The 24,783-nt window shown below is 58.9% G+C and carries 21 protein-coding genes; 10 read left to right on the forward strand and 11 right to left on the reverse strand.

From position 1 onward, the window contains the following. The first annotated feature begins 207 nt into the window (after window positions 1–207). Entirely contained in the window at window positions 208–819 is a 612-nt protein-coding gene (locus N4A58_RS00330; protein ID WP_293706919.1) for a GntR family transcriptional regulator, read from the forward strand. Here N4A58_RS00330 and N4A58_RS00335 read toward each other — a convergent pair whose 3' ends face one another. From N4A58_RS00335 to bioB, 6 genes are read right to left on the reverse strand one after another with little or no spacing between them, the layout of a single operon-like run. Continuing rightward, window positions 820–1,575, reverse strand: coding sequence for a methyltransferase domain-containing protein (locus N4A58_RS00335; RefSeq protein ID WP_293706921.1), 756 nt, complete (start codon window positions 1,573–1,575; stop codon window positions 820–822). It abuts the gene before it with no gap. Next, window positions 1,572–2,192, reverse strand: a complete 621-nt coding sequence (locus N4A58_RS00340) for a pimeloyl-ACP methyl esterase BioG family protein (RefSeq protein ID WP_293706923.1) — start codon at window positions 2,190–2,192, stop codon at window positions 1,572–1,574. The genes N4A58_RS00335 and N4A58_RS00340 overlap by 4 nt, the downstream gene beginning before the upstream one ends. Continuing rightward, window positions 2,192–3,475, reverse strand: coding sequence for an adenosylmethionine--8-amino-7-oxononanoate transaminase (gene bioA / locus N4A58_RS00345; RefSeq protein WP_293706925.1), 1,284 nt, complete (start codon window positions 3,473–3,475; stop codon window positions 2,192–2,194). The genes N4A58_RS00340 and bioA overlap by 1 nt, the downstream gene beginning before the upstream one ends. After that, window positions 3,472–4,089, reverse strand: coding sequence for a dethiobiotin synthase (gene bioD / locus N4A58_RS00350; RefSeq protein ID WP_072707549.1), 618 nt, complete (start codon window positions 4,087–4,089; stop codon window positions 3,472–3,474). The genes bioA and bioD overlap by 4 nt, the downstream gene beginning before the upstream one ends. After that, window positions 4,086–5,216, reverse strand: coding sequence for an 8-amino-7-oxononanoate synthase (locus N4A58_RS00355; RefSeq protein ID WP_293706929.1), 1,131 nt, complete (start codon window positions 5,214–5,216; stop codon window positions 4,086–4,088). The genes bioD and N4A58_RS00355 overlap by 4 nt, the downstream gene beginning before the upstream one ends. Before the next feature lie 9 nt (window positions 5,217–5,225). Beyond that, window positions 5,226–6,236 (reverse strand): biotin synthase BioB, encoded by a 1,011-nt coding sequence (gene bioB, locus N4A58_RS00360; RefSeq protein ID WP_293706930.1) that lies wholly within the window; start codon window positions 6,234–6,236, stop codon window positions 5,226–5,228. A 274-nt stretch (window positions 6,237–6,510) separates the two neighbouring features. Between bioB and N4A58_RS00365 the strand changes: the two genes are divergently transcribed. The 7 genes from N4A58_RS00365 to N4A58_RS00395 all read left to right on the forward strand — a co-directional run bounded on the left by N4A58_RS00365 (window position 6,511) and on the right by N4A58_RS00395 (window position 15,775). Then, on the forward strand, window positions 6,511–8,688 hold the full coding sequence (locus N4A58_RS00365) for a DEAD/DEAH box helicase (RefSeq protein ID WP_293706931.1): 2,178 nt from the start codon (window positions 6,511–6,513) through the stop codon (window positions 8,686–8,688). Window positions 8,689–8,794: 106 nt separating this feature from the next. After that, entirely contained in the window at window positions 8,795–9,625 is an 831-nt protein-coding gene (locus N4A58_RS00370) for a putative selenate ABC transporter substrate-binding protein (RefSeq protein WP_293706932.1), read from the forward strand. Further along, window positions 9,625–10,284, forward strand: coding sequence for an ATP-binding cassette domain-containing protein (locus N4A58_RS00375; RefSeq protein WP_293706933.1), 660 nt, complete (start codon window positions 9,625–9,627; stop codon window positions 10,282–10,284). Before N4A58_RS00370 ends, N4A58_RS00375 begins: the two co-directional genes overlap by 1 nt. Continuing rightward, window positions 10,281–11,768 (forward strand): ABC transporter permease, encoded by a 1,488-nt coding sequence (locus tag N4A58_RS00380; RefSeq protein WP_293706934.1) that lies wholly within the window; start codon window positions 10,281–10,283, stop codon window positions 11,766–11,768. The genes N4A58_RS00375 and N4A58_RS00380 overlap by 4 nt, the downstream gene beginning before the upstream one ends. A gap of 350 nt (window positions 11,769–12,118) precedes the next feature. Further along, window positions 12,119–14,575: an ATP-binding protein gene (locus N4A58_RS00385; protein ID WP_293706935.1), complete on the forward strand. Its 2,457-nt coding sequence runs from the start codon at window positions 12,119–12,121 to the stop codon at window positions 14,573–14,575. Beyond that, window positions 14,572–15,021, forward strand: coding sequence for a response regulator (locus tag N4A58_RS00390; RefSeq protein WP_293706936.1), 450 nt, complete (start codon window positions 14,572–14,574; stop codon window positions 15,019–15,021). Before N4A58_RS00385 ends, N4A58_RS00390 begins: the two co-directional genes overlap by 4 nt. Before the next feature lie 10 nt (window positions 15,022–15,031). Further along, window positions 15,032–15,775 (forward strand): hypothetical protein, encoded by a 744-nt coding sequence (locus tag N4A58_RS00395; protein WP_293706938.1) that lies wholly within the window; start codon window positions 15,032–15,034, stop codon window positions 15,773–15,775. Here N4A58_RS00395 and N4A58_RS00400 read toward each other — a convergent pair. Beyond that, on the reverse strand, window positions 15,772–17,670 hold the full coding sequence (locus N4A58_RS00400) for an FAD-dependent monooxygenase (protein WP_293706940.1): 1,899 nt from the start codon (window positions 17,668–17,670) through the stop codon (window positions 15,772–15,774). The two genes, N4A58_RS00395 and N4A58_RS00400, sit on opposite strands and share 4 nt — an antisense overlap. Before the next feature lie 141 nt (window positions 17,671–17,811). Between N4A58_RS00400 and N4A58_RS00405 the strand changes: the two genes are divergently transcribed. Continuing rightward, window positions 17,812–18,240, forward strand: coding sequence for a MarR family transcriptional regulator (locus N4A58_RS00405; protein ID WP_293706941.1), 429 nt, complete (start codon window positions 17,812–17,814; stop codon window positions 18,238–18,240). An 82-nt stretch (window positions 18,241–18,322) separates the two neighbouring features. On the opposite strand, the gene N4A58_RS00410 is transcribed toward N4A58_RS00405, so the two are convergent. Further along, a complete protein-coding gene (locus tag N4A58_RS00410; RefSeq protein ID WP_293706942.1) occupies window positions 18,323–20,584 on the reverse strand; it encodes an adenosylcobalamin-dependent ribonucleoside-diphosphate reductase in 2,262 nt (753 codons plus the stop codon). A gap of 372 nt (window positions 20,585–20,956) precedes the next feature. Between N4A58_RS00410 and N4A58_RS00415 the strand changes: the two genes are divergently transcribed. Next, window positions 20,957–21,388: a DUF1489 domain-containing protein gene (locus N4A58_RS00415; protein ID WP_293706944.1), complete on the forward strand. Its 432-nt coding sequence runs from the start codon at window positions 20,957–20,959 to the stop codon at window positions 21,386–21,388. Window positions 21,389–21,421: 33 nt separating this feature from the next. On the opposite strand, the gene hisG is transcribed toward N4A58_RS00415, so the two are convergent. Genes hisG through hisS form a run of 3 tightly spaced genes read right to left on the reverse strand, consistent with a single transcriptional unit; the run spans window position 21,422 to window position 24,695 of the window. Further along, window positions 21,422–22,120 (reverse strand): ATP phosphoribosyltransferase, encoded by a 699-nt coding sequence (gene hisG / locus N4A58_RS00420; RefSeq protein WP_293706945.1) that lies wholly within the window; start codon window positions 22,118–22,120, stop codon window positions 21,422–21,424. Further along, complete coding sequence (locus N4A58_RS00425) at window positions 22,117–23,202, reverse strand: ATP phosphoribosyltransferase regulatory subunit (RefSeq protein ID WP_293706947.1); 1,086 nt, start codon at window positions 23,200–23,202, stop codon at window positions 22,117–22,119. Before N4A58_RS00425 ends, hisG begins: the two co-directional genes overlap by 4 nt. Beyond that, a complete protein-coding gene (gene hisS / locus N4A58_RS00430) occupies window positions 23,199–24,695 on the reverse strand; it encodes a histidine--tRNA ligase (RefSeq protein WP_293706948.1) in 1,497 nt (498 codons plus the stop codon). The genes N4A58_RS00425 and hisS overlap by 4 nt, the downstream gene beginning before the upstream one ends. Window positions 24,696–24,783 lie beyond the last annotated feature (88 nt).

Below are 24,783 nucleotides of genomic sequence, written 5' to 3' on the forward strand. Positions count from 1 at the left end.
GAGGGGCCTTCTACGGATAGCTGTGGAGAGTCGCAACCCCCAAAACAAGACAAAATTCAAAAAACTCAAAAAAATCAAAAATACACAAAATCAAACAACAAAAAGCAAAACCAACCAATCAGCGCAAAGATGGAGGGAGGGGTCTGTCACCCCCCTTTGTTTTGGGGTTAACTCCGCCCCACACAACCACGGGAAGACACCAGCGCAATGGACAGCACGGTTCGCCAAAAAAGCTCTGACGTTATCAGTGCCGCATTAACCAAGCGTATCGTGCAGGGAGAGCTGAAACCCGGTGACAAGCTGCGACAGGACCATATCGCCAAAGAGTTCGGCGCAAGCCACGTGCCAGTTCGTGAGGCGCTCTTGCATCTTGTTGGCCGCGGGCTCGCGGTCGCCCTGCCCCGCCAAGGTGTACGCGTCGCACCGCTGGACCCTGACGCAGTCAAAGAACTCAAGGTCATGCGACTCGCTCTGGAACCTGTGGCTCTGCGTCACTCTATTCCCCGCCTTTCCGAAGCCCAAATTCGCCGCGCCGAAGAGTTGCAAAGAATTTGCGATCAAGCCGAAAACGTCAAAACATGGGAAGCTGCCAATCGCGGTTTCCATCTGGCGACTATTGCGGCCTGCGACATGCCCCGACTGATCGGAGAGATTGACGACCTGCAGCTTCTGTCAGCGCGCCATTTCCTGCAACATGGCGCGGACCGGTGGCGCCGTCGCGAAGATTTGGAGCATCGTGCCATCATGACGGCAGTGCGAAAACGCGACATCGAGGGCGCGGTCATGGTGCTGCAACGCCACATCAGCCGGTTCGGGTAATCAAGGTTTGGTCGCGATAACCCAAACAGGGTGGTAGGTCAGCGGCACCCGCCCCGCGACAGCAAATCGGTCGACATAGGCCTGCGAGAACTGCTCTAGATCCCGCCGGGTCCATCGCCCCGATGCACGGCCGTTTACCCCAGTACGACGCAAATGGCGAAGCACATCGGTCGGGCTGTCAAACCAAAGTTTAAAAGTGCCCCCCTCTAGGTCAATAACCCTCAGGTTACAGCACAGTGCAGCCTCTATCCTGTCCGTCGTGATGTACCCAGGCGCACCCGCATCAGATCCCAGAGCCTGCAACTCGACAAATTGCTGCGGCCCGAAGGTCGACAGCGCAAGCCAGCCCTGCGGCGCCAAATGCTCGGCAAGTCTTCGCAGCAGCGCATCGGGGTCATCAAGCCATTGGAGCGCAGAGGCCGACGCGATCAGATCGACATCCGCAGGCCAAGCGACGGCTTCAACCGCCCCCCCAATAAAAGCCTCGAACGGAACGGCGATATCCCGCGCCACATCGGCGACCAGATCATTCAGGATTGTTCGTTCAATCTGCAGCGCTTGATGAAGCGGCTCGGTCAGGTGGCCCGTCCCACAGCCAAACTCGAAAAGGCTTCGGAAATGCGTGGTCGGGCAAACACGCAGCAGACGCCGCACGAGCAATCGGGCAATCCGCCGCTGGGGACTCGCTTCGGCGCTGTAGCTCGACAAGCTCCGTCGGAAGCTGTCGTGGACTTTGTGATCGCGTATCGGGGTCATGCCCGCCAATCCCCCCACGTCTGCCCAACTGCAAACGGAGAATGAGGCGCAGAGTCCAACCAGCGCACATCGTCAGCCTGATCCGCCCAAGCCGCCTGCAGGGCCGCTGGTGGAAAAATACGGTCCTTGCGCGACAGCCAAATACGGTCAAACCGCAGCGCTGAAGCCTGCCCGCGCTGCGCTACGGCGCGCAATTCTGCGCGGCGTGCTTCGAGATCAATGGCAGGAGCAGGCTTTACACCGGCGCGACGGCAGAAGCTGGAAAAGCTCGCCACACTCAGTCCAGAAGCAGTCGCTTCGACCATCTCGGCCGAAATTCCATGTGAGGCGCTCACCGGATCTAGAGTGCCATTCACGGCGACCTTCCGATCAAACTGATCTCCGTGCGCCGCTATCCAGTGCCCAGCCGCAGCGACACCAAAAGAGAACGCAACCAGCAATCGGGTTTCATAACCCCCGAGATTAGGCAATGCCCCGTTAAGGCTCCGCCAGTCTTCGACGAAAAGAAGGTCAGAGTCCCCCTTCAGTGCAGCAAAGGGTGCGGACCCTAGGGCCCACCCGCCGAAAACCACAATCACCTCTTGTGATCCGGTGCGCTGAAGCCACTCCGAACGCATTATGCCCCCTTGGCCAAATCCAGCATAGCAGCGGTGATGCGGCTCAAATCCTCAGGCTCGGTGATGAAGGGCGGCATGGTGTAAATATTGTGCGCGAAAGGGCGCAAATAGACGCCGGACTCGCGCGCCTTGCCGTGCGCGATCGAGGTGTCTTGCCATTCCGCCATCTGGATCACGCCAATCGCCCCCAGCACGCGCACATCCACCACCCCGTCATAGGCGCGCGCAGGCTCTAATTCCTCGCGCATCTGCGCTTCGATCTGAGCCACGCGGTTTTGCCACGTGCCATCTGCCATCAGGTCAAGGCTCGCGCAGGCCGCTGCGCAGGCCAGCGGATTGCCCATAAAGGTCGGCCCATGCATGAACACGCCCGCCTCGGACTCGCCGATGCCGTAGGCCACATCCTTGGTCGCGACGGTCGCCGCAAAGCTGATGTGTCCACCTGTTAACGCTTTTCCCAGACAGATGATGTCAGGGACAACGCCAGCGTGCTGTAGGGCAAAGGCTTTCCCGGTGCGGCCAAATCCTGTGGCGATCTCATCAAAGATCAGCAGGATGCCGTGCGCATCACAACTTTTGCGCAGTTCAACAAGAAACTGCGGATGGTAAAAGTACATCCCGCCAGCGCCCTGCACGACGGGCTCTAGAATAACAGCAGCCAAATTGTCGGCTTGCTCGGTCAGCAGCGCCTCCATCTCGGCAACACCATTCAGCGCGGGATTATCAGGCCACTCCTGCCCCATCTGCACCGACGGGCGCGGCAGAAAGTGTTCGATCCCGAGCGCGCCACGGAAGAGCCCGTGCATCCCGTTCACGGGATCACAAACGCTCATCGCTTTCCACGTGTCGCCGTGATAGCCCCCGCGAATAGTGGCAAAGCCTGTCCGACCCGTGCGCCCCATCGCCATTTGGTACTGAACCGCCATCTTCATGGCGACCTCGACCGACACAGATCCACTGTCGCAATAGAACACGCGATCCAAGGCATCGGGCAGCATGCCTATCAAACGCTTTCCCAGTTCCACCGCCGGATCATGGGTCAGGCCGCCGAACATCACGTGGGGCAAGCTGTCCAACTGATCATGCATCGCCTGCACGATCTGTGGGTGACGGTGACCGTGGATCGTGCACCACCAAGACGACATCGCATCGATCACACGGGAGCCATCATCCAGAGTCAGCCAGATGCCCTCGGCCTCTTTGACCAGATGTACGGGGCCAGGCTTGGCGACGTTGGTGTAGGGGTGCCACAGATGGTCGCGGTCGAACTCAAGCGGGGTCATAGGTGATCCTTGATCCGGTCCATGTCGATACCCTCGAAAGCTTTAGCGAGAGCTGCGGTCGTCACTTCGGGCATAACATCCAGTCGCCCCAGCGACGCAACGAGACCCATCTGGCAAATAGTCTCTTCGACCTCTGGCTCAGGCTCGCCAATGAATGCGACACCGACGACAAGACAGCCCTCGGCCCGCAACGCGCGCAGGGACAAGAGAGTGTGGTTGATCGTTCCAAGCTGCGTGCGGGCACAAAGAATCACCGGCTTTTGCCAACGAGCAAACACATCCAGATAGGTAACCTGCCGGTTGAGAGGAACCATTAGACCCCCTGCCCCCTCGACAACCAAGGGCCCCTCAACTTCGGGAATCTCTAGATCGGTGTCGATTTCAACGCTCTCTGCTTCGGCTGACAGGTGCGGCGAGGCGGGCATGTCCAGACGGTACGCCTCGGGCAACGCGGGACGGCCAGACAGCCGCGTGACGATTTCGGTGTCGGTTTCTTCTTCCAGTCCCGACTGGACGGGCTTCCAATAAGTCGCGCCAAGGGCTGCGGTCAGTCCCGCGCTAAAGATCGTTTTGCCGATGCCGGTGTCGGTTCCGGTGACGATGATCGCGCTCATGCGGCCTCCTGTTGGCGGGAAATGTGTTCAAAGAGGGATGTGATGTCCGCGTGGGTCACGTTGCCAGTGATCGAAACGCGCAAGCGCGACGTATTGCGCGGCACGGTCGGCGGGCGGATACCGCGCACATCAAAACCAGCGTGCTGCAACGCCTCGGCGCGGGCCATGGTCGGTTTATCCGCCCCGATGATCACGGGAATGATCTGGCTTTGCAGGTCGTTCAGGCCACAGAGGCGCGCGGCCTCTTGGTGGGCGTGAGCGATACGCGCTTCCGCCGCGTCCTTGTACTGCGGCTGGGACTGCAAAGCACCGATCGCGGCACGCACCAGAGCCGCATCGAAAGGTGACGGTGCCGTCGCAAAGATAAAGGGCCGCGCACGATTGATCAGTGTATCGATCAGCACCCGCGCTCCACAGATCAACGCACCCGACACCCCAAGGCCCTTGCCGCAGGTATGCAGGGTCAGCACCTCGACGCCATCATAGCCATGGCCCATGCCCTGTCCCACCGATCCAAACACGCCGGTTGCATGGGCTTCGTCCACCACAAGGATCGCGCCGACATCGCGGGCCAGCGCGGCGAAATCGGCCAATGGCGCAATGTCGCCCTCCATGGAATAGACGCTCTCAACCGCGATCCAGATTTGGCCATCGCCGCCCTTTGCCTGCCAGTCCGACAGTTTCAGACGCGCATCTGCGGCATTATTATGGGCAAAGCTGACCAGATCGGCGCGGCCCAACCGCATCCCGTCGTGTGCGCTCGCGTGGACCAGTTCATCATATAGAACCAGATCGCCTACGGCTGGCAGTGTCGAGAACAGCGCCACATTCCCCTGAAAACCGCCACCCATATAGAGTGTCGCTTCGGACCCAAAGAACGCGGCAGCCTCGGCCTCCAATGCTTCGTGCTCTAGATGGTTGCCGCGCAATAGGCGCGACCCACCTGACCCGAGCGGGACGCCACGCTCTAGCGCATCTAACGCTGCGCGCTTCAACACGTCAGAGCCAGCCAGCCCCAAGTAGTCGTTGGACGCAAAGTCTAGACCGGCGCGGGGCGCAAGGCGGCGCAGCCGTCCGCGCGATGCGAGCGACTGCAAGCCGGTTTCGTGTCGGGTCAGAGCCTTCATCGGTCTGGCTTATTCGGCCGCCGTAGCTGCCGCAGCATCCGCCGCTTCGTTCTTGCAGACGCGACCTTCGGTAAAGGCTTCCATGGTTTCCAGCCCCAGCTTGGCGAACAGGATCGCGTCCTTGTCCTCTTCGGGGTTGTCGGCGGTCAGCAGGGTGTCGCCCACAAAGATCGAGTTCGCACCGGCAAAGAAGCACATCGCCTGCAGTTCGTCGCTCATATCGGTGCGGCCCGCGGACAGACGCACGTGGCTGGTCGGCATCAGGATACGCGCCAGCGCGACGGTGCGGACAAATTCGATCGGGTCCAGCTTCTCGACATTGGCCAAAGGCGTATCGGGCTGGGGCATCAGCATGTTCACAGGCACCGAGTCGGGCGCTTCGGGCAGGTTCGCCAAAGTGACCAGCATTTCCACACGGTCCATCATCTGCTCGCCCATGCCAACGATCCCGCCAGAGCACACCTTGATCCCCGCCTCGCGTACGCGGGTCAGGGTCGCCAAACGCTCGTCAAAGCTGCGGGTGGTGATGATCTCTTTATAATAGCGCTCGGACGTGTCGATGTTGTGGTTGTAGTAATCGAGACCGGCATCCTTCAGGCGGGCAACCTGATTATCCTCGAGCATGCCGAGGGTCATACAGGTTTCCATACCCAGCTCTTTGACGCCTTCGACCATGGCGGTCAGCACATCCATGTCGCGGTCCTTGGGGCTGCTCCATGCGGCCCCCATGCAGTAGCGGGTCGCGCCGCCCTCTTTGGCTTTCTTGGCCTGCGCGATCACGCGCTCGACCTCTATCAGCTTGGATGCGGGCAGTTTTGAGCCATTGCGGGCCGACTGCGAACAATAGGCGCAATCTTCGGCGCAGCCACCGGTCTTGATCGACAAAAGTTTGGAGCGCTGAACTTGATTGGGATCGAAGTGGGCGCGGTGAACGGTCTGAGCCTCATAGAGCAGGTGCATGAGCGGCTTGTTGTAAATCTCGCGCGCCTCTTCGACAGTCCAATTTTGCTGGCCAGCCATGCCGCCCTCCATTTTATAGATAATTTTTGCGGGTCTCCCCTATCCCCGTTGGTTTTATCTATCACGACACACATTGCAAGCATGTCAGCGCCAACAACCGTGCCCCCAAAGATGAAAATCACGAGTCTTTTCAGCAAAGACCCTGTACAGAACACATCAATTGCTATAGGCGGGCGCGATTGCCGCCGGGACTAGTGCTGTATGGATGCGCCGCCCCTTCCGCGAAAACTGCGGATTTGCGGCCAAATCCTCTGACTTGAAAGCAGACAAGCACGTGAAAAACACCCTCGCACAGGCGCTGGAGCGCCGTGGATATTCCAGCCTTACTCCCGTTCAAGAAGCTGTGAGCAATCCTGAACTCGGCACCCAAGACATGCTGGTGTCGGCCCAAACCGGCTCTGGTAAAACTGTTGGCTTCGGTCTGGCCATCGCAAACGCGATTCTCGGCGATGCCGACACATTCGGCGCCGCAGAAGCGCCCTTGGCCCTAATCATCGCCCCTACCCGCGAACTGGCCCTGCAGGTCAAACGCGAGCTGGTATGGCTGTACGAAGATGCTGGCGCCTTTCTTGCGTCCTGCGTTGGCGGCATGGACTTCCGCGATGAAAAGCGTGCGCTCGCTCGCGGCGCGCACATTGTTGTCGCCACCCCCGGCCGTCTGCGTGACCACATCCAGCGCGACACCATCGACCTGAGCAACGTCCGCGCCGTGGTGCTGGACGAAGCAGACGAGATGCTGGACCTTGGCTTCTCCGAAGATCTGGAGTTCATTCTGGGCTCCTGCCCCGAAGAGCGTCAGACCCTGCTGTTTTCGGCCACCGTGCCCAAAGAAATCGAGCGCATGGCCAAGAAGTACCAGCGCGATGCCCTGCGCATCAGCACGGTCTCCGAGCAAAAGCAGCACTCCGACATCGAATACCGCGCCATGGTCGTCAATGACCGCGACTCGGAAAACGCGATCATCAACGTTCTGCGGTATTACGAGGCACCTAACGCGATCATCTTTGCGAACACCCGTGCAATGGTGGCCCGCATGACATCGCGCCTGTCGAACCGTGGTTTCTCGGTCGTGGCTCTGTCGGGCGAGTTGACTCAGACCGAACGCACCCACGCGCTGCAAGCGATGCGCGATGGCCGTGCCCGTGTTTGTGTGGCGACCGACGTAGCGGCGCGCGGCATCGACCTGCCCAATCTGGAACTGGTGATTCACGCAGAACTGCCCAGCAACCATGAAACCCTGCTGCACCGTTCGGGCCGGACCGGCCGCGCGGGCCGCAAGGGCGTTAGCTCGTTGATGGTGACCCCGAAGAACCGCAAGAAAGCAGAGCGCCTGCTGAAATGGGCCAAGCTGAATGCGACCTGGGGCTCTGCCCCGTCCGCCGAAGAAGTGGCTGCCAAGGATTCGGAGCGCATGCTGGCAGACGAGTCGTGGCAGGATACGCCTACCTCGACAGAACAGCCCACTGTGGACCTGCTGACCCAGACCTTCAGCGTCGAGCAACTGGCTCTGGCTTACTTGCGCGCCCTGAACACGGGCCGTTCGGCCCCCGAAGAGATTGACCAGATGTCCGTGGACGCGCCCGCGCCGAGAAAACAGCGCGAAGAGTTCACCGAGTCGGTCTGGTTCCAGATGGACGCCGGTCACAACCAGAACGTCACCCCGCGCTGGATGCTGCCGATGATCTGCCGTGCCGGCGACATCACCAAGGACGAAATCGGCGCGATGCGCATCCTGGACACCGTCAGCTACATTGAGTTGCGTGCCGATGCTGTTGCCGGATTCTTGGACGAAATCGGTGCGTCGATGACCACTGATCGTGGCTACGTTCTGAAACAACTGGACGAGGCCCCCAAGCTGTCCAAGCCCCAGCCGCGCAGCAAGTCGAACCGAAAATTCGCGGAAAAGAACGACCGTCCCTTCAAGCGCAAGCGCGAGGATGAGGACCGTCCGCGTCCCGCCTCTGAGGAACGTGCGCCTCGCCCTGCAGGTGATCGTCCAGAGCGTAGCGAACGCCCCGCGCCCCGTCCCGCCGAAGCCCACGGCCCCGTTGCCCGCAAGACCAAACCGGTCTGGGGTGACAAACCCGCTGGCGACAAGCCCAAGTCGGACAAGCCGCGCTGGGACAAAACCAAACGTGAAGATCGCGATGACCGTCCCCGCGCACCGCGCTCTGACGATCGCCCCGGCAAGCCCGGCGGGAAACCAGCAGGCCGCAAGTTTGGCGATGACCGCGGTGGGAAGCCTTCGGGCAAGCGCCCGTTCAACAAGGACGGCAAAAGCGGCTTTGGCAAGGACGACCGCAAAGGCGGGAAACCTGACGGTGCGAAACGCGGCTTTGGCGCGAAACCGGGCCGCCCCGCGGGCAAAGGCGGCGACGCGACGCCCTTCCGAAAACCGGCCAAAGGCGGCAAACCGGGCAAACCCGGCGGCGCCTACAGCAAGCGCCCATAATTGACCAGAACACACCGCCCCGGCTGACCTTCAGTCCGGGGCGGCTTCGTACTGGAACCTTGTTTCTCGGGTCGGTATAGACTCAGCGAAAGCCAAAGGAATTGTTATGAAAAAGCTTCTTCTCGCGCTGCTCTGCACCGCCTCGCCGGCCCTGTCGGACACTCTCTATTTTTCGGCAATCCCTGACGACGACGAAACCCGCCTGATCGAACGCTTTGGCGCGGTCGCCGACTACCTTGAGGCCGAGCTTGGCGTCGCTGTCGAATACGTTCCTGTTAAAGATTATGGCGCGGCGGTCATGGCGTTCCGCAACGACCAGATTCAGCTGGGTTGGTTCGGCGGCTTGTCCGGCGTTCAGGCGCGTCTGGCGGTTCCCGGCTCGCAAGCCATCGCCCAAGGCGCCGAGGACGAAAGCTTCGTCACCTACTTCATCGCGAACACTGACACCGGCCTGACCGAAGCAGATGCCCTGCCCGACCTGTCGGGGCTCAGCTTTACCTTTGGCGCGCAGACCTCGACCTCGGGCCGTTTGATGCCCGAATTCTACATCCGCGAGCTGACCGGCAAAGCGCCAGAAGACCTGTTCAGCACTGTGGGCTTCAGCGGCGACCACGGCCAGACCCTGCGTTTGGTGGCCTCTGGCGCCTATGACGTCGGCGCGCTCAACTACACCGTTTATGACACTGCCGCAGCAGAAGCGGATCAGGCCACCGTCATCTGGAAAACCCCGCCCTACCCCGATTACAACTGGACCATCCGCGGCGACGTGGATGCACGCTTTGGCGAGGGCTTCACCCAAAAAGTCCAAGATGCCCTGCTCGGCATGGATGACGCGGACCTGCTCGCCAGCTTCCCGCGCTCTGAATTCATCGCGGCGGACAACAACATGTACCAGCCAATCGAGGACACGGCCCGCGCCCTCGACATCATCGACTGATGACGACTCTGCTCACGCTGCAAAACGAGACGCTGGGATGGGGCGAGAAGCCCGTGCTCACTGGTGTCTCGCTTTCGGTCCAGCAAGGCGAGCGGATCGCCTTGCTTGGCCCCAGCGGCGTCGGCAAAAGCACTTTGCTTCATACAATGTTTTCGCGACTTGCGGACCAGCGGGTCGCCTTGGCGCCCCAAGAGGCTGGGCTTGTTGCGCAACTCAGCGTCTTTCACAACGTGTGGATGGGCTGTCTGGACGACTTCAGCACACCCCGCAATTTGCGCACGCTTCTCTGGCCCTCAGCGACTGAACGCGCCAAAGTCGAAGACGTCCTCTCACAGACGGGCCTTGGCGGCCTTGCTCGGCGCAAGGTCAGCGCGCTCTCTGGTGGACAAAAACAGCGGGTTGCCTTGTCGCGCGCCCTCCTGCGTCGCGGGGCGGTGGTGATCGCTGATGAACCTGTTTCTGCTGTTGATCCGGCCCAAGCGCGCGATTTGCTGCGCACCGTCACCCAAACGTTTCAAACAAGTGTGCTCGCCCTACACGATGTGGCCCTCGCGCAAGACTATGCGACACGGATTATCGGCCTGAGGGCCGGCAAAGTCGCCATTGATTGCGCAGCCGACGCGCTGTCACAAGCTGATATCATGAGCCTTTATTCATGAGCCTGAGCGGCCGTCATCTACTTCTGGGACTGGTTGGGTCGTGTTTGCTGGCGCTTTTCTTTGTCGACCTGAATGCAGGCGGACCCGATCCGTGGCTGACCCTAAGCCGCATCGCCCAAGGCCTGCTCACCCCAAGTTTTCATAACCCCGGTGAGTTGCTGCGCGCAGCAGGCCTCACGCTTGCCTTTGCCTTTTGTGGCGTCGCCTTTGGCGCGACAATCGGACTTGTTCTAGCCCCGTTCTACCGCCTCCGCCGTGTCAGGTGGCCCTGTATTGCAATCCGCGCGCTTCACGAGATCTTCTGGGCCTTGCTGCTGCTGAATATCACGGGGCTGTCGCCACTGACGGGCGTTTTGGCGATCGGCCTGCCCTACACTGGTATCTTCGCCAAAGTCTTTTCCGAATATCTGGACGAAGCCGACGCTCGCGCCGAGGCTGCACTTCCTCAGGTCGCATCTCCCTTGCTCCGCCTGCTTTGGGTGCGCCTGCCCGCGAGCTTGCCACAGATCAGGACCTATAGCCTCTATCGACTGGAATGTGGGCTTCGGTCCAGCGCTGTGCTCGGTTTCATCGGTTTGCCGACTCTTGGCTTCCACCTCGAAAGCTACTTCAAGCAAGCCTACTACGCCGAAGCCGCAGCGGTGTTCCTGATATTCCTCGCACTGATCCTGCCGCTACGCCACTGGGTGCGCTGGCGGCTGGTCCCGTTATTTATCGGAATGTCGATTTGGGCTCTGGCACAAGTGCCCTTTCCCCCCATAGGACAAGGCGCTGCGTGGCGCTTTCTAGCCGATCTCGTGCCCGCCCCCGCGCGGATCGAAGCGGATTGGCTGCCATGGCTTGAAAAGGTTCTTATTGACCAAGCGCTACCCGGCGCCATCGCGACCCTCAGCCTGTCGCAGATCGCCTTGGGTGGTGCGACGGTGATGGCAGCACTCAGCTTCCCAATCATTGTGCCGCGCGTGGCCGGCCACATCGGGGCAATGCTGGGACATGGTATCTTGGTCATTCTCCGCTCTACGCCGGAGTACATGCTCGCCTTTGTCCTCTTGCAAATTCTGGGCCCGTCCATGCTGCCCGCGATCATCGCTCTCGCGCTGCACAATGGCGCAATCATTGCTCATCTGCTGGGGCGCCAATCCGGTGACCTAACAATCCGACCCGACGCGCCGCGAGGTTTGAATTTCTGGGCTTGGGAGCTTTTCCCCCGCTTAACCGGAAACTTCTGGGCCCTGTGTCTCTACCGCTGGGAAATCATCCTTCGTGAAAGCGCAATCATGGGCCTGCTCGGCATTACAACGCTTGGCTTTTATGTGCAGGCCAACTTACAGCAGTTACGGATAGATCGTGCGCTACTCTTGCTCTCTGTTACAATTGTGCTTACGGCGTTGATCGATACCGCATCAAGAGCGCTACGCCGCCGCATGCAGGCCCAACAGGTACTGCGCATCGAAGGCACCCGTGGAAGTGCCACAAAGGCGTAACGCGACGGCATGTCCAACAACCGCCGATAGAATGTAAAACCTACCATATCGGATAGTATGAGCTTCCCTACTGTCAATTTTGACTAAAGGCTTGTAGTCTTGACGGGTTATACGTTTTGTTGGCAGATACAACTTATTAGGTGGATAAGTTATATCCCAAGGAAAGTTACTTCATGTCTCATGCCTCTCAACTGCCGAGAGGTTTTGAACGAGTCCGAGGCAAAGTAGGTCTGCGCACCTTAGCATTCTATGCTCTGCCACTAATTGTACTGATTACATCAATCTCGGCTCTCTCAGGTTGGTATTTCGGAATCGCCCGCCTCCTGGATATTTGGCCAGGCTTTTCCTTGATGTCTTTCAACACGGCGCTCAGCTTTGTCTTTGCGTCGTTGATGGTCTTTGCTCTGAACGCCGAGAACGAGAAATTCAGCTTCGGCTTTGGCGTACTGACAGGTGTACTCCCGACGCTCAGCCTCTTGAAATATGCTGGCTTGCTGACCTTGCCCGTCGACGACCTGCTGTTCGACACGACATCATCCGGTGGCTTTATGGCGGCAAACACAGCGGTTGGTTTGTTCGTCGCTGCGGTGACGGGAGTCCTCAGGTCGCTTATGGGTGACAAGCCTTGGGTCAGTGCGACGATCGCGGCGTTGGGGCTGGCCATTCTGGGGTTAGGGCTGACCGGCCTTGCGACGTATGGGGTCAACATTATGGCCTCTTATATGTGGGTCGCGTTGACGGGAATGGCCCTGCATACAGCCATGAATTTCGTAGTCCTTGGCCTAGCGATCGGACTGGCCAGTCGCGGCTTGCAAACGACCGTCCCCAATCAGCGCAAGGAAATTTTTGTCACCTCTGCGGTGGTACTGGTCGCCGTCTTCATCACCTGCGGGATCTGGCGTCATTTGCTGGAGAGCGACCGGCAAAACACGGTCGATGGCGTCCACCACGAATTGAGTTTTATCCAAGAGTTGATCAGCGTCGAATTCGAAAATCTGCAAGAGGCGCTTGAACGCATGGCGGATCGGCAAGCAGCGCGAGATGTGATCACCGCTGAGGGCTGGCAAGCGGACGCGGAAAAATATGCCGCAGATTTCCAGCAAATCCCTGGGATCGGCCTCGTGGACACCGACTACAAGATCATCGGGGTTGCTCCGTTCAAAGAACTTCAGCCGGCCATGGGAGTTGGGCCGAATTTCAACCCAGATCGCACCGAGGCCATGTACGAGGCTGTTCTGCGCGGCTCCAGCGTACTAACAAAGCCCTTTGTCCTGTCGACGGGTCGCCAGAGCATCGTTCTATTCTCACCAATCATCCGCGACACCGAATTCCGCGGATTGATCGCCGCATCCATCGAACTCAAACCGATGATCACCGCTTGGCTACGGGAAGACTTCGTAAACTTCTCGGTCGAGATTTGGGACGAAGATGCCACGATACTGTCCATCCCATCGCAATTCGAAACCGCACCATCCTTTGCGGATCAGCGAGAAATCAGCGTTCTGAACAGAACATGGTCACTGCGCATGGTCCCCGACAAAGGCTTTGTGCGCGCAGAAGTTCAGACGCTATCGCAAGCCGTCCTGCCCATGGGTATGATCGTGACCTTGCTCTTGGCGATTGCAATCAACCGGAGCATGGCCGTCTCTCATCAGAATGATCTGCTCAAAATCACAACCCATGATCTGCAGAACCGCGAAGCGCGCTTGGAGTACATGGCCCAAGAGCGCGAGTTGGTAATCTCGAACACTTCAGAGGCGTTGATTTACCTAGATCGGCATAAAAATGTACGCCTCGCCAACGACGCCGCAGCTAGGCTTCTAAAGACCGAACGCTGTCTGCTTGTCGGACGCCACTTTTCAGCTCTGCCTTTCTTTTATGCCCAATCCAAGAGCAAGCCGACGATTGACCAATTGATTGAATTTGGCCGGATCGAAGATATCGAGCTGCATCCAGCGAACTATGGCGACCACCCACTCAGCCTGTCTTTGTCGGCAACGCCAATTGCCTCGGACTCAGGACGAGAAGAGGGCTATGTCATCGTGTTTTACGACATAACAGACCGTCGCCACCTAGAGCAGTCGCAAATTGCCCTACTGGAGTCGTTGGAAAGGTCGAACGAAGAACTGACGCAATTCGCCCACATCTGTTCGCACGACTTGCAAGAGCCCTTCCGTATGATCGGTGCGTTCTCTGAATTGCTGGAAACCCATTTAAACAGCCAAGGTCAAGACGACGAGCAAACCACGCTCTATCTGAAATTCCTGACTGATGCGTCTGACCGCGGGATGTGCCTGATCCGAGATATCTTGGACTACAGCCGTGTTGAACACGGCAGCGATCAGCTCACTCTGGTCGACAGCCGCGTCGTCGTGCACGAGATTTTTGCCAACTTCCGCGGAACCTCGGAGCGCAAGCTGGAGTTAACTCAGGAAGACTTGCCCTCTGTGCCATTCAGCAGAGTGCAGTTAATGCAGTTGTTCCAGAACCTGATCGGGAACGCGATCAAATATGCCAAAGCCGAAGGCCCCATCCGCGTGCACGTGCGCTGCCGCGACCAAGGTGATGTTTGGCGCTTTGAGGTTCAGGATAACGGCATCGGTATTGCCGAAAAGAACCTGAGTAAGATTTTCGAGATTTTCAAACGCCTCCATCGTCGTGACCAAATCCCCGGAACGGGGATCGGACTCGCGATTTGCCGCAAGATCGTCGAACGCCACGGCGGCACCATCTCGGTCGAGTCCACGTTTGGCGAGGGGTCTACATTCTATTTCACCCTACCAAAACAAGGGGAACACACAGCATGAGTCACGCGGATAAAGTCGTTATCCTGCTGGTCGAAGACAACGAGGGCGACATCGTTCTAACCCAAGTTGCTATGCGCGAGGCAAAGTTGGCGAACCACTTGCTGATCGCCCGCGACGGGGACGAGGCATTGGACATCCTATTCAAGCGCAACGGGTACGAAGATGCGCCGACGCCGGATTTGATCCTACTAGATTTGAACCTGCCCAAGACCGATGGCCACGAGGTTTTGGCGTCGATGAAGGCCCAAGAGGATTTGCGACGCATTCCAGTCGTTGTGTTAACTACGTCAGAGTCCGATGCGGACCGGATCAAGAGTTACAACCTTCATGCAAATTGTTTTGTCTCCAAGCCGCTCAAGGCGTCGTCCTTTGTTAAAGTGGTCCAAGACATCGAGTTCTTTTGGCTGAGCATCGTCCGGTTGCCCCCAAAACCGGCCACAGAATGAAGAGGCATCTATGGTAAAAGATCGGCAGAACGACCGGCTCTCTTACGATGCAGTATTCGAGAGCTTTAACCTTTACATCAGTGCCCTGCATCATGACGTGTCCGCCTCTTTGCGTCACAGCAACGGCTTTGCAACGCTCTTAAAAGAGGACGCGAAGACAGATCCAGACGCTCTGGAAAACTGGACCGAGCAGATCATCAATGCCTCTCAGAAGGGGCAAACAATCCTTCAGCTGCTCACCCAATGCATGCGCCGCGCTTTGGCTACGAACAACCCAGAGCGCATCACCAAGCTCGAGGAAATCGTCGGCAGGCTAGAGCTCTCGTCTGCACTGTCATTCGACGTGTCACAAGATCCCTTCACTGATCCGGTCAAACTCGAAGAAATTTATCTGGCGCTGGACAAATCACTCCACATGGTCAGTTCCGAACCGGAAGCCTGTACGATCAGAACGGTTCGCGAAGAAGGTCGCCGGTATCTGCGTATCGTAGGCACGACGCCATCAACCGCAGTGCGCGCAACCAATGTTGACCGCTTTTTTATGCCGATGAAGTTTGATCAGGGTGACTTTTCCGATGTCCGTGATCCAGTCGTCTTTCAAGTTAAAATCACAGCCGCCGCACTTCATGGAAACGCGACAGCTGCGATGACCTCGGATGGCCTGTTGCAGATCGAAGTGGTTCTTCCCGACTTTCCCGACGTCTACCCCGAGACGCCAGTTTCAGCGGAAGGGGCGGAAACGGCAGGTGCCTAAGCCGAACGCAGTACACCCGCAAAGAAATCCGTCAACTCTGCACGCGCATCAAGCGGCAGGACCTGCGCCACGTACTGGTCGGGGCGAACGATGACAATGCACCCCTGCGCCCGATCAATCCCGCGCATCTCGTAGATGTCACCTTGGTCTTTGTGGTCGAGGCAGAACACCTTTTCGTAGTCCTGCAGACCGTAACGCCCTTTCTTTGGCTTCAAAAGCGACGGCATCTCCTCATAGGCCAATGTGTCAAACGTCGCTGGAAGGATTGCGCGCACATCAATGATGCTATCGATATCCTCTCCATCGCGCGTATGCCGCACGATCGGCGACTGCGGGTCCTGCTCAAGCCAGTCGGCAAGGCCATATAGCTTCGCCGCATCCTCTCCGGCAAACGCATAGATCCGCCAGCGGGTGTCCGCGTCAGCCACATGCCCCAACTGCATTTGCATCGCATCTGCCAGACGAACCACAGGTGCCGAATGAAAGCGTTTGCCCACGATCAGGCCCTTTGCCAAGTCCTGATGATCCGGCGCCCCGACGAGAGACGACTGATCGTATTTCACGGCCAAACCACCGGTGAACTCTAGGTTTTCGATGAACTGCTTTTGAAAGCGCGGCATTCCAGCGCCATCAAGTTCCGACTGCCCTGGAGGCGCGGACATGATGCGCGCCCATTGGTGGTCTGTATCGATCAGGCGCTTTGCCTCGACCCAGCGTTCGGCAGAATAGGTCCGCAATAGACTGGGATCGGCGCGCCCCTGCAGCACATGAACCAGCTTCCAGCCCAGATTGAACGTATCTTGCATCGATACATTCATCCCCTGCCCCGCCTTGGGGCTGTGGGTGTGACATGCATCACCAGCGGTAAACACGCGTGGATCGCGGTCTTCTCCTGCGGGAACATCATCGAAACGATCTGTCAGGCGATGGCCGATTTCGTAGATTGACCACCACGCGATCTCCTTTACGTCGATGGTGTAGGGCGCCATGATCCGGTTTGCGGCAGCAATCATATCATCTGCCGTGAAATTGCGGCTCGACACACGCTCGTCGGGGTTCAGCTTGTCCAACTCCACATACATGCGGAACAGATAGCCCCCTTCGCGCGGCAAGATCAGAATATTGCCTTCAGATTGCGAGGCAATCAGGCACTTCTGGCGAACATCCGGAAAATCGGTATTCGCAAGGATGTCCATAACGCCCCAAGCCTGATGGGCCGCGTCTCCGTGCAGGGTGCCGCCGATGGCTTCGCGCACCTTGGAGCGCGCGCCATCGCAGCCAACAACGTAACGCGCTCGTACTTTTCGCGTGTCACCAGCATTCACACCGGTATTCTCGAGCGTGACAGTGACCGGATAATCCTCGGCATTGGGATCAACGGTGACGTCCAAAACCTGCCAGCTATAGTCTGGCTCCAACCGAGACGCCGAATTTCGCATCACATCCAAAAATAGCTCGTGAATACGGGCCTGATTGATCAGCGTATGCGGCATCTCAGAGGAGTCGTCAGGCACGTCCTGCACGCGTCCCACCCTCTTGATGTGTGCGGGCTGTGCTGGGTCCGGCGTCCAGAACGTGGTCTGGTTGACCCAGTAGCTCTCGCGCTTGACCTTTTCGCCGAAACCAAAGGCCTGAAACATCTCCATCGTGCGGGTATTCACGCCATCGGCTTGTCCCTTTTCCAAGGGCCCCGGCTTGCGCTCGACAATCATCGTTTCAATGTCCGGAAACCGCGCCAGTTGTGCCGCCAAACACAGCCCAGCCGGTCCACACCCAGAGATCAGCACATCAACCTTCTCGGGCAGCGGCGCAAAGGGCCCCCGATCACGGCGTGATGACGCTGCATTGCGGATGTCCGGATCCCCACCCCGAAAACCGTTCTCATAGAATTGCATTTGCCTCTCCCCTTAGCGTCCGCGATCTTCGCCCCTATTTAGTATCTATACTTATTAAATTCCAAGAAAAAAGTAAGTATACATCTCTTTTCTCTTAATATATTGTTTTTCTATATAAATCTCGCGCGAAAAGGATCTGCCATGCACGCTTCCAAGATGGCCGGACATTTGATTCGGCGCATGAATCAGATTTCGACTCATGTATTCTCGCAGCGAATGCAGGCAGAGGGCCGCGACCTGACGCCAGTGCAGTTCGCCGCGCTGGATGCAATCATTGCCAATCCGGGGATCGACCAAGCCAGCGTCGCAGCGAGAATCGCCTATGATCGCGCGACGATCGGGGGAGTCATCGATCGGCTGGAGCAAAAGGGCTATGTGGAGCGCACAATAAGCCGCCGTGACCGCCGCGCCAGGGAGGTCCGCGCCACCAAGCTCGGCCAAAAAGAATTCGACGCAATTCTACCGATCGTCGAAGCATTGCAGAACGATGTGCTGGCCGGCCTAGACGACCCCGAAAAAGAGCTCTTTCGCACCCTCGCCCAAAAGGTGATCGATTACGACGCTGGTTAGCGTCACTTCAATCAGTATAGCACATAAAAAATACGCCCGCAATGCAGAGGGCGTATTTTCTATTTAAAATCAATTACTTAGATCATCCGCACTTGCTGTGACCACAAGACGAACAGGTCATGCAACCTTCGACCATCATCATCGAATACTGGCCGCAGCTGGGGCAGGATTTGCCTTTGGGCTGGTCGAGGTTAACCACCTGCGCTTGGGGGTCGGTCTTCAGCCCCATGCCTTCGCCTTCCATGAAGCCAATGGACACAAGATGCTGCTCGATCACGCTGCCAATCGCCGCGAGGATCGAGGGGATGTACTTACCTTGGATCCACGCACCGCCACGAGGATCGAACACGGCCTTCAGCTCTTCGGCGACAAAGGTGATGTCCCCGCCACGACGGAACACGGCCGAGATCATGCGGGTCAGCGCGACGGTCCAGGCAAAGTGCTCCATGTTCTTGGAGTTGATGAACACCTCGAACGGACGGCGGCGGCCGCCGACGATCACGTCGTTGATGGTCAGGTAGATCGCGTGCTCGCTATCAGGCCACTTTAGCTTGTAGGTGTTGCCTTCCAGCGCCTGCGGACGGTCCAGAGGCTCGGACAGGTAGACGACATCTGCGCCTTCGTCCTGCTCGGGGGCCTTCTCGCTCTCTTCGCTGACGGACAGGACCGACCCGGTCACGTCGTTCGGACGGTAGGTGGTGCAGCCCTTACAGCCCTGATCCCACGCCGCCATGTAAACGTCTTTGAAATCATCAAAGCTGATGTCTTCAGGGCAGTTGATGGTTTTAGAGATCGAGCTGTCGATCCACTTCTGCGCCGCCGCCTGCATTTTCACGTGGGCGGAAGGCTCCAGCGTCTGAGCGTTCACGAAGTAGTCGGGCAGTTCTGCGTCGCCTTTCTTTTCGCGCCACATCTGCACAGCGTAATCAACCACTTCCTCTTCGGTGCGGCTGCCGTCTTTTTGCAGAACCTTGCGCTTGTAGGCGTATGCAAAGACCGGCTCGATGCCTGAGCTGACGTTGCCCGCATACAGCGAGATGGTGCCTGTGGGCGCGATCGAGGTCAGCAGCGCGTTGCGGATGCCGTGCTCTGCGATCTCGGCGCGGACATCCTCGTCCATCTGCTTCATGTTGCCCGAGGACAGGTAGCCCTCGGCGTCGAACAGCGGGAAAGCGCCCTTTTCTTTGGCCAGCTCGACCGACGCCAGATAGGACGCACGAGCGATCAGCTTCATCCACTTTTCAGTCTGCGCTGCAGCTTCGTCAGAGCCGTATTTCAGGCCAACCATCAGAAGTGCGTCCGCCAAACCAGTGACACCCAGACCGATGCGGCGCTTCTGTTCGGCCTCGCGGGCCTGCGCCTCTAGCGGGAAGCGGCTGGCATCAACAACGTTGTCCATCATGCGCACAGCCAGAGCGACCAGTTCTTCGAGCTTGTCCTCATTTAGAACAGCGCCGTCCTCGAACGCGTTGTCCACCAGACGGGCCATGTTGATCGAGCCCAGCAAGCACGCGCCATAGGGCGGCAAGGGCTGTTCGCCGCAAGGGTTGGTCGCAGCAATGCTCTCGCAATAGCCGAGGTTGTTCATCGTGTTGATGCGGTCGATAAAGATTACGCCCGGCTCGGCGTAGTCGTAGGTCGACTTCATGATCTTGTTCCACAGATCACGCGCCTCGACGGTCTTGTAAACCTTGTCGCCGAACTTCAGCTCCCAGCTGCCATCGTTCTTGACCGCTTCCATGAACGCGTCAGTGACCAGAACGGACACGTTGAACATCCGCAGGCGGGCTGCGTCGGACTTTGCGGTGATGAAATCCTCAATGTCGGGGTGGTCACAGCGCATGGTGGCCATCATCGCACCGCGGCGGCTGCCTGCGGACATGATGGTGCGGCACATCGCATCCCAGACGTCCATGAACGACAACGGGCCCGACGCGTCTGCGGCCACGCCTTTGACGTCCGCGCCACGGGGGCGAATGGTGCTGAAGTCGTAGCCGATGCCGCCGCCCTGCTGCATGGTCAGCGCGGCCTCTTTCAGCATGTCAAAGATACCTGCCATGCTGTCGGGGATCGTGCCCATGACAAAGCAGTTGAACAGGGTCACGGTGCGGCCGGTGCCGGCACCTGCAGTGATGCGACCTGCGGGCAGGAATTTGAAATCCTCGAGCGCGCCGTAGAATTTCTTTTCCCAAGTCTCGGGGTCTTTCTCGACCGACGCGAGGCTGGTCGCGATTCGGCGCCAAGTGTCCTCGACCGTGCCATCAATCGGCTGCCCGTCTGCCTGTTTCAAACGGTACTTCATATCCCAGATTTGTTCGGCAATGGGGGCAGCAAAGCGGGTCATTTCAGCCTCGAATTTTTGTGATGGTCCGGAGGCGCTAGCTAGTGCAGACGCCATGTTTGGTCAACGCGTTTATCGCCGAAAACAGCCTTTTTGTCACCATATATAGGATAAATAATTATCCACATCCCTACATTTAGGGGGATGCCTTTTTCGACTGTGTGGTACGTGATCTGGCAGACATTGAAAAAACGCCTTCCCTTCTGAGGGTTAAGGCATCCTCTGCTTGCACCTTTAATTCGGGCCATTAGGGATTTCCCCCTAAGGTTGCGCGGTATTCACAAGTGCCTGTGGAAAACTCTCTGCTGGAAAGTCACAGCAAGCGTCTTGTCCCCCCCTGACAATCGGCTAAGTACCGATCCAAGGTGGTTAACAATGTCTGAATACATCAATCTGCTGAAGCTCTGCGTCGGCGCGGAACAGGTCGAAGATCTGCTAAACTGGCAACAGAACCCGCGGGCCAAAGGGCCGGACGGGCGGATTCGCCACGTCACCCGCATGTGGCCGAAACGCGAAGCCGAAATTCTGAACGGCGGATCACTCTACTGGGTGTTCAAGGGTGTGATTCTGGCGCGCCAGCGGATCATCGGTCTGGACGAGGTCGACACAGGCGACGGCATCCGCCGCTGCGGGATCGTACTGGACGACGAGGTGCAGCGCACCGAACCTGCTCCGCGCCGCCCGTTCCAAGGCTGGCGCTACCTCAAGCCCGAAGACAGCCCCCGTGATCTGCGCAAAGGGCGCGAGAGCGAAGACAATCTTCCGCCAGAGCTGTCAGCCGCCCTCGCGGATATCGGGGTCATCTAAAAGCAAAGGGGCGCCGCAGCGCCCCATGTCAGATCAGTTCCAGACGCCGAGTTGCTTCAGCAACTCGGTGCGTGTGGCGCGATCCTCATCGCTTAGCTTCAAACCGCGCGCCTTGAACAGCGTCGCCTGAGAGCGCAGGACCAAGGCATCCGACAGGATCTTCAGGTGGTTCGCGCGCAGCGTCTCCCCCGAGCTTGTAATATCTGCCACGGCCTCGGCGGTCAGGTTCTTGATCGTGCCCTCGGTCGCGCCTTGGCTATCGACCAACTGGTAGTCGGCCACTCCATGCTCTTTCAGGTACTCGCGCACCAGACGGTGGTATTTCGTGGCAATTCGCAGGCGGAAGCCATGCTCGGCACGGAAGGCCGCAGACACAGCGTCCAGGTCTTCCAGTGTATCAACATCGACCCAGACCTGCGGCACTGCAATGATCAGGTCCGCCTGACCAAAACCCAATTCCGCCAGTTCCTCGACCCGCTGATCCCACTGGGACAGCTTCTCTCGGATCAGATCCTGACCAGTCACACCCAGATGGATGCGGCCCGCCGCCAGTTCACGCGGGATCTCGCCCGCCGACAGCAGGACAAGTTCGACACCCTCGATCCCTTCGACCTTGCCCGCGTATTCACGTTCAGAGCCCGCGCGCGACAGGGACACGCCCCGCTCTGCGAACCAGTCAAAGGTCTTTTCCATCAAACGGCCCTTCGAGGGCACACCGATTTTGATCGTCATGACAGACCTCCGAGGTCCAGAACCAGCCCAGGACGGATCACGCCACCAACCGCCGGAATTTCACGCCCCTGCCCCAGTTTCGAGGTCAGCGCATCATAGCGCCCGCCCGTCGCCACGGGGGGCAGATCAGGGCGATCCTCGGCGATTAGGCCAAAGACGAAACCGTCGTAATATTCCATCGAAGTCCGGCCGTAGGTCGCCTCGAACTCCAGTGATTGGAGAGAGACACCCAGTTTCTCAAGCGCCGCGCTACGGGCCGCCATCCGGTCCACAGCGTCATTGATCGCGGGCAGATCAACTGCCAGATCACGGAGCTGCTCTAGCGCAAAAGGCACGGTTTCGCGCACATCTAATAGAGCCTCGATCAGTTCGAGTTCGCGTTCAGAGATCGGCGCGGTTGCGGCGTCTTCTTTCAGCGCGGTGATGCGTTCCTCAATCTCAGCAGCAGAGCGCAGACCGATCATTGGGCCCGCGTTCGCCATCGGATCAACAGCGTTCAGCAGAGCAGTACGGGCGGCGGGCACAGGTGCACGGCCCGAAAAACGGTCGAGCAGAGCGCGGAACCGCCGGGGATGCCAGATGTGGCGCAGCAAGGCAGCCTTGCGACGCTCGGTGGTCTCCAACCCTTCGATCGCCGCACGCAGCAGACCGATATCACCAGTCACAGACTTCAGCCCCATCGGCTTCAAAGCTTCGGCGATACGGGCGAACACCTCGGCCTCGGCCCCGACAGGATCGGCGCGGTCAAACACTTCGTAACCGACCTGCAGGTATTCGATGGCACGGTCAGGGTTCTCTTCCTGACGGCGGAAAACCTCGCCTGCATAGGTATAGCGCGCAGGTTCTGCGCCTTGGGCCATGTGCATTTCGACCACAGGCACGGTGAAGTCGGGACGCATGAACATCTCGCCCCGAGCGGGGTCCGAGGTCACATAGGCACGGCCGCGAATATCTTCGCCATAGAGGTCGAGCAATTTCTCCGCGGGCAACAGGAACGGCGGCTCTACAGACACCGCGCCTTGGGCTTCGAACTGCGCACGCAGTTCGGCCGCCAGTTTGCGGGGGGCGCTACGGTCGATCATTTGTACAGATCCAGAATTTCGCGCACCTTGGTAACTAGGTCACCGCGTGCCACTTCGTACTGCGACGGACGGTCCTTCCATTCCTCAAGGGTCGCCTCTTCGGCGATCTTGGCGCCAAGGATCAGGTCCTTGATCTGGATGACGCCGCGCTCGGCCTCGTCTCCGCCCTCGATAACGGCCACGGGGCTGTTGCGCTTGTCCGCATACTTCAGCTGGTTGCCAAAATTCTTGGGGTTACCCAGATAGACCTCGGCACGGATGCCAGCCTCGCGCAACTCGCGCACCATCAGCTGGTAGTCGGCCATACGGGCCTTATCCATCACGGTCACGACCACGGGGCCACGGGCGCTGTCCTGACCGATGCGGCCCTTGGCGCGCAAAGCGGCCAGCAGACGGTCCACACCGATCGACACACCGGTCGCGGGCACAGTCTGACCAGTGAAGCGCTTGACCAGATCATCATAGCGGCCACCACCGGCCACCGAGCCGAACTGGCGCTTGCGGCCTTTTTCGTCGAAAATCTCAAAGGTCAGCTCGGCCTCGTAGACGGGCCCGGTGTAATACCCCAAACCGCGCACGACCGAGGGGTCGATAATGATACGATCAGGGCCGTAGCCTTGGGCATCCAGAAGGGTCGCGATCTCTTCGAGCTCGTCCACCCCTTCGGAGCCGATCTTGCTCTCGCCAACCAGTTCGCGCAAACGGGCCAGTGTTGCGGCGCCGGTGTCTCGGCGGGCATCCATGAAACCCATGACAACGTCGGCCTGCGCGTCAGCCAGTCCAGCACCCTTGGTAAAGTCACCGCTTTCGTCCTTGCGGCCCTCACCCAGCAAGGCACGCACGCCGTCCTCGCCCAAGCGGTCCAGCTTGTCGATCGCGCGCAGCACGATGCCGCGCTCGGTTTCGAATTTGGTTTCGTCGCTGGGGTCCAGAACGCCCGCCACTTCCATGACGCCATTCAGAACCTTGCGGTTATTGATGCGCACAATGTAGTCGCCGCGGGGAATGCCCACACGCTCAAGAGTGTCCGACAGCATCGCGCAAATCTCGGCATCTGCCGCAACCGAGGGCGCGCCCACGGTATCTGCATCGCACTGGTAGAACTGGCGGAACCGGCCGGGGCCGGGTTTTTCGTTGCGCCAGACGGGGCCCATCGCATAGCGGCGATAGGGGGTCGGCAGGTCGTTGCGGAACTGCGCATAGACCCGGGCCAAAGGCGCAGTCATGTCATAGCGCAGGGCAACCCAGCCGCTGTCATCCTCTTCCCAACCAAACACGCCTTCGTTCGGGCGATCCACGTCAGGCAGAAATTTCCCCAGCGCCTCTACGGTTTCGACTGCACTGGTCTCCAGAGCATCAAAGCCATAGTGGCTGTAGACCTCGGCGATCTGGCGCAGCATTTCCTGACGCTCGGTGACTTCATGGCCGAAATAGTCACGAAAGCCTTTGGGGGTTTCGGCCTTGGGCCGGGGCTGTTTCTTGACTTTGGCCATGGGAACACTCCAGATAGGGGTCTTTTCGCGGCGGGGTGTAGCGTTTGAACGCCGCGGGGGCAAGCGGCGGCACGTGACAAAGCCAAAA

The organism is Donghicola sp. (assembly GCF_025210255.1).
Lineage (GTDB): Bacteria > Pseudomonadota > Alphaproteobacteria > Rhodobacterales > Rhodobacteraceae > Donghicola > Donghicola eburneus.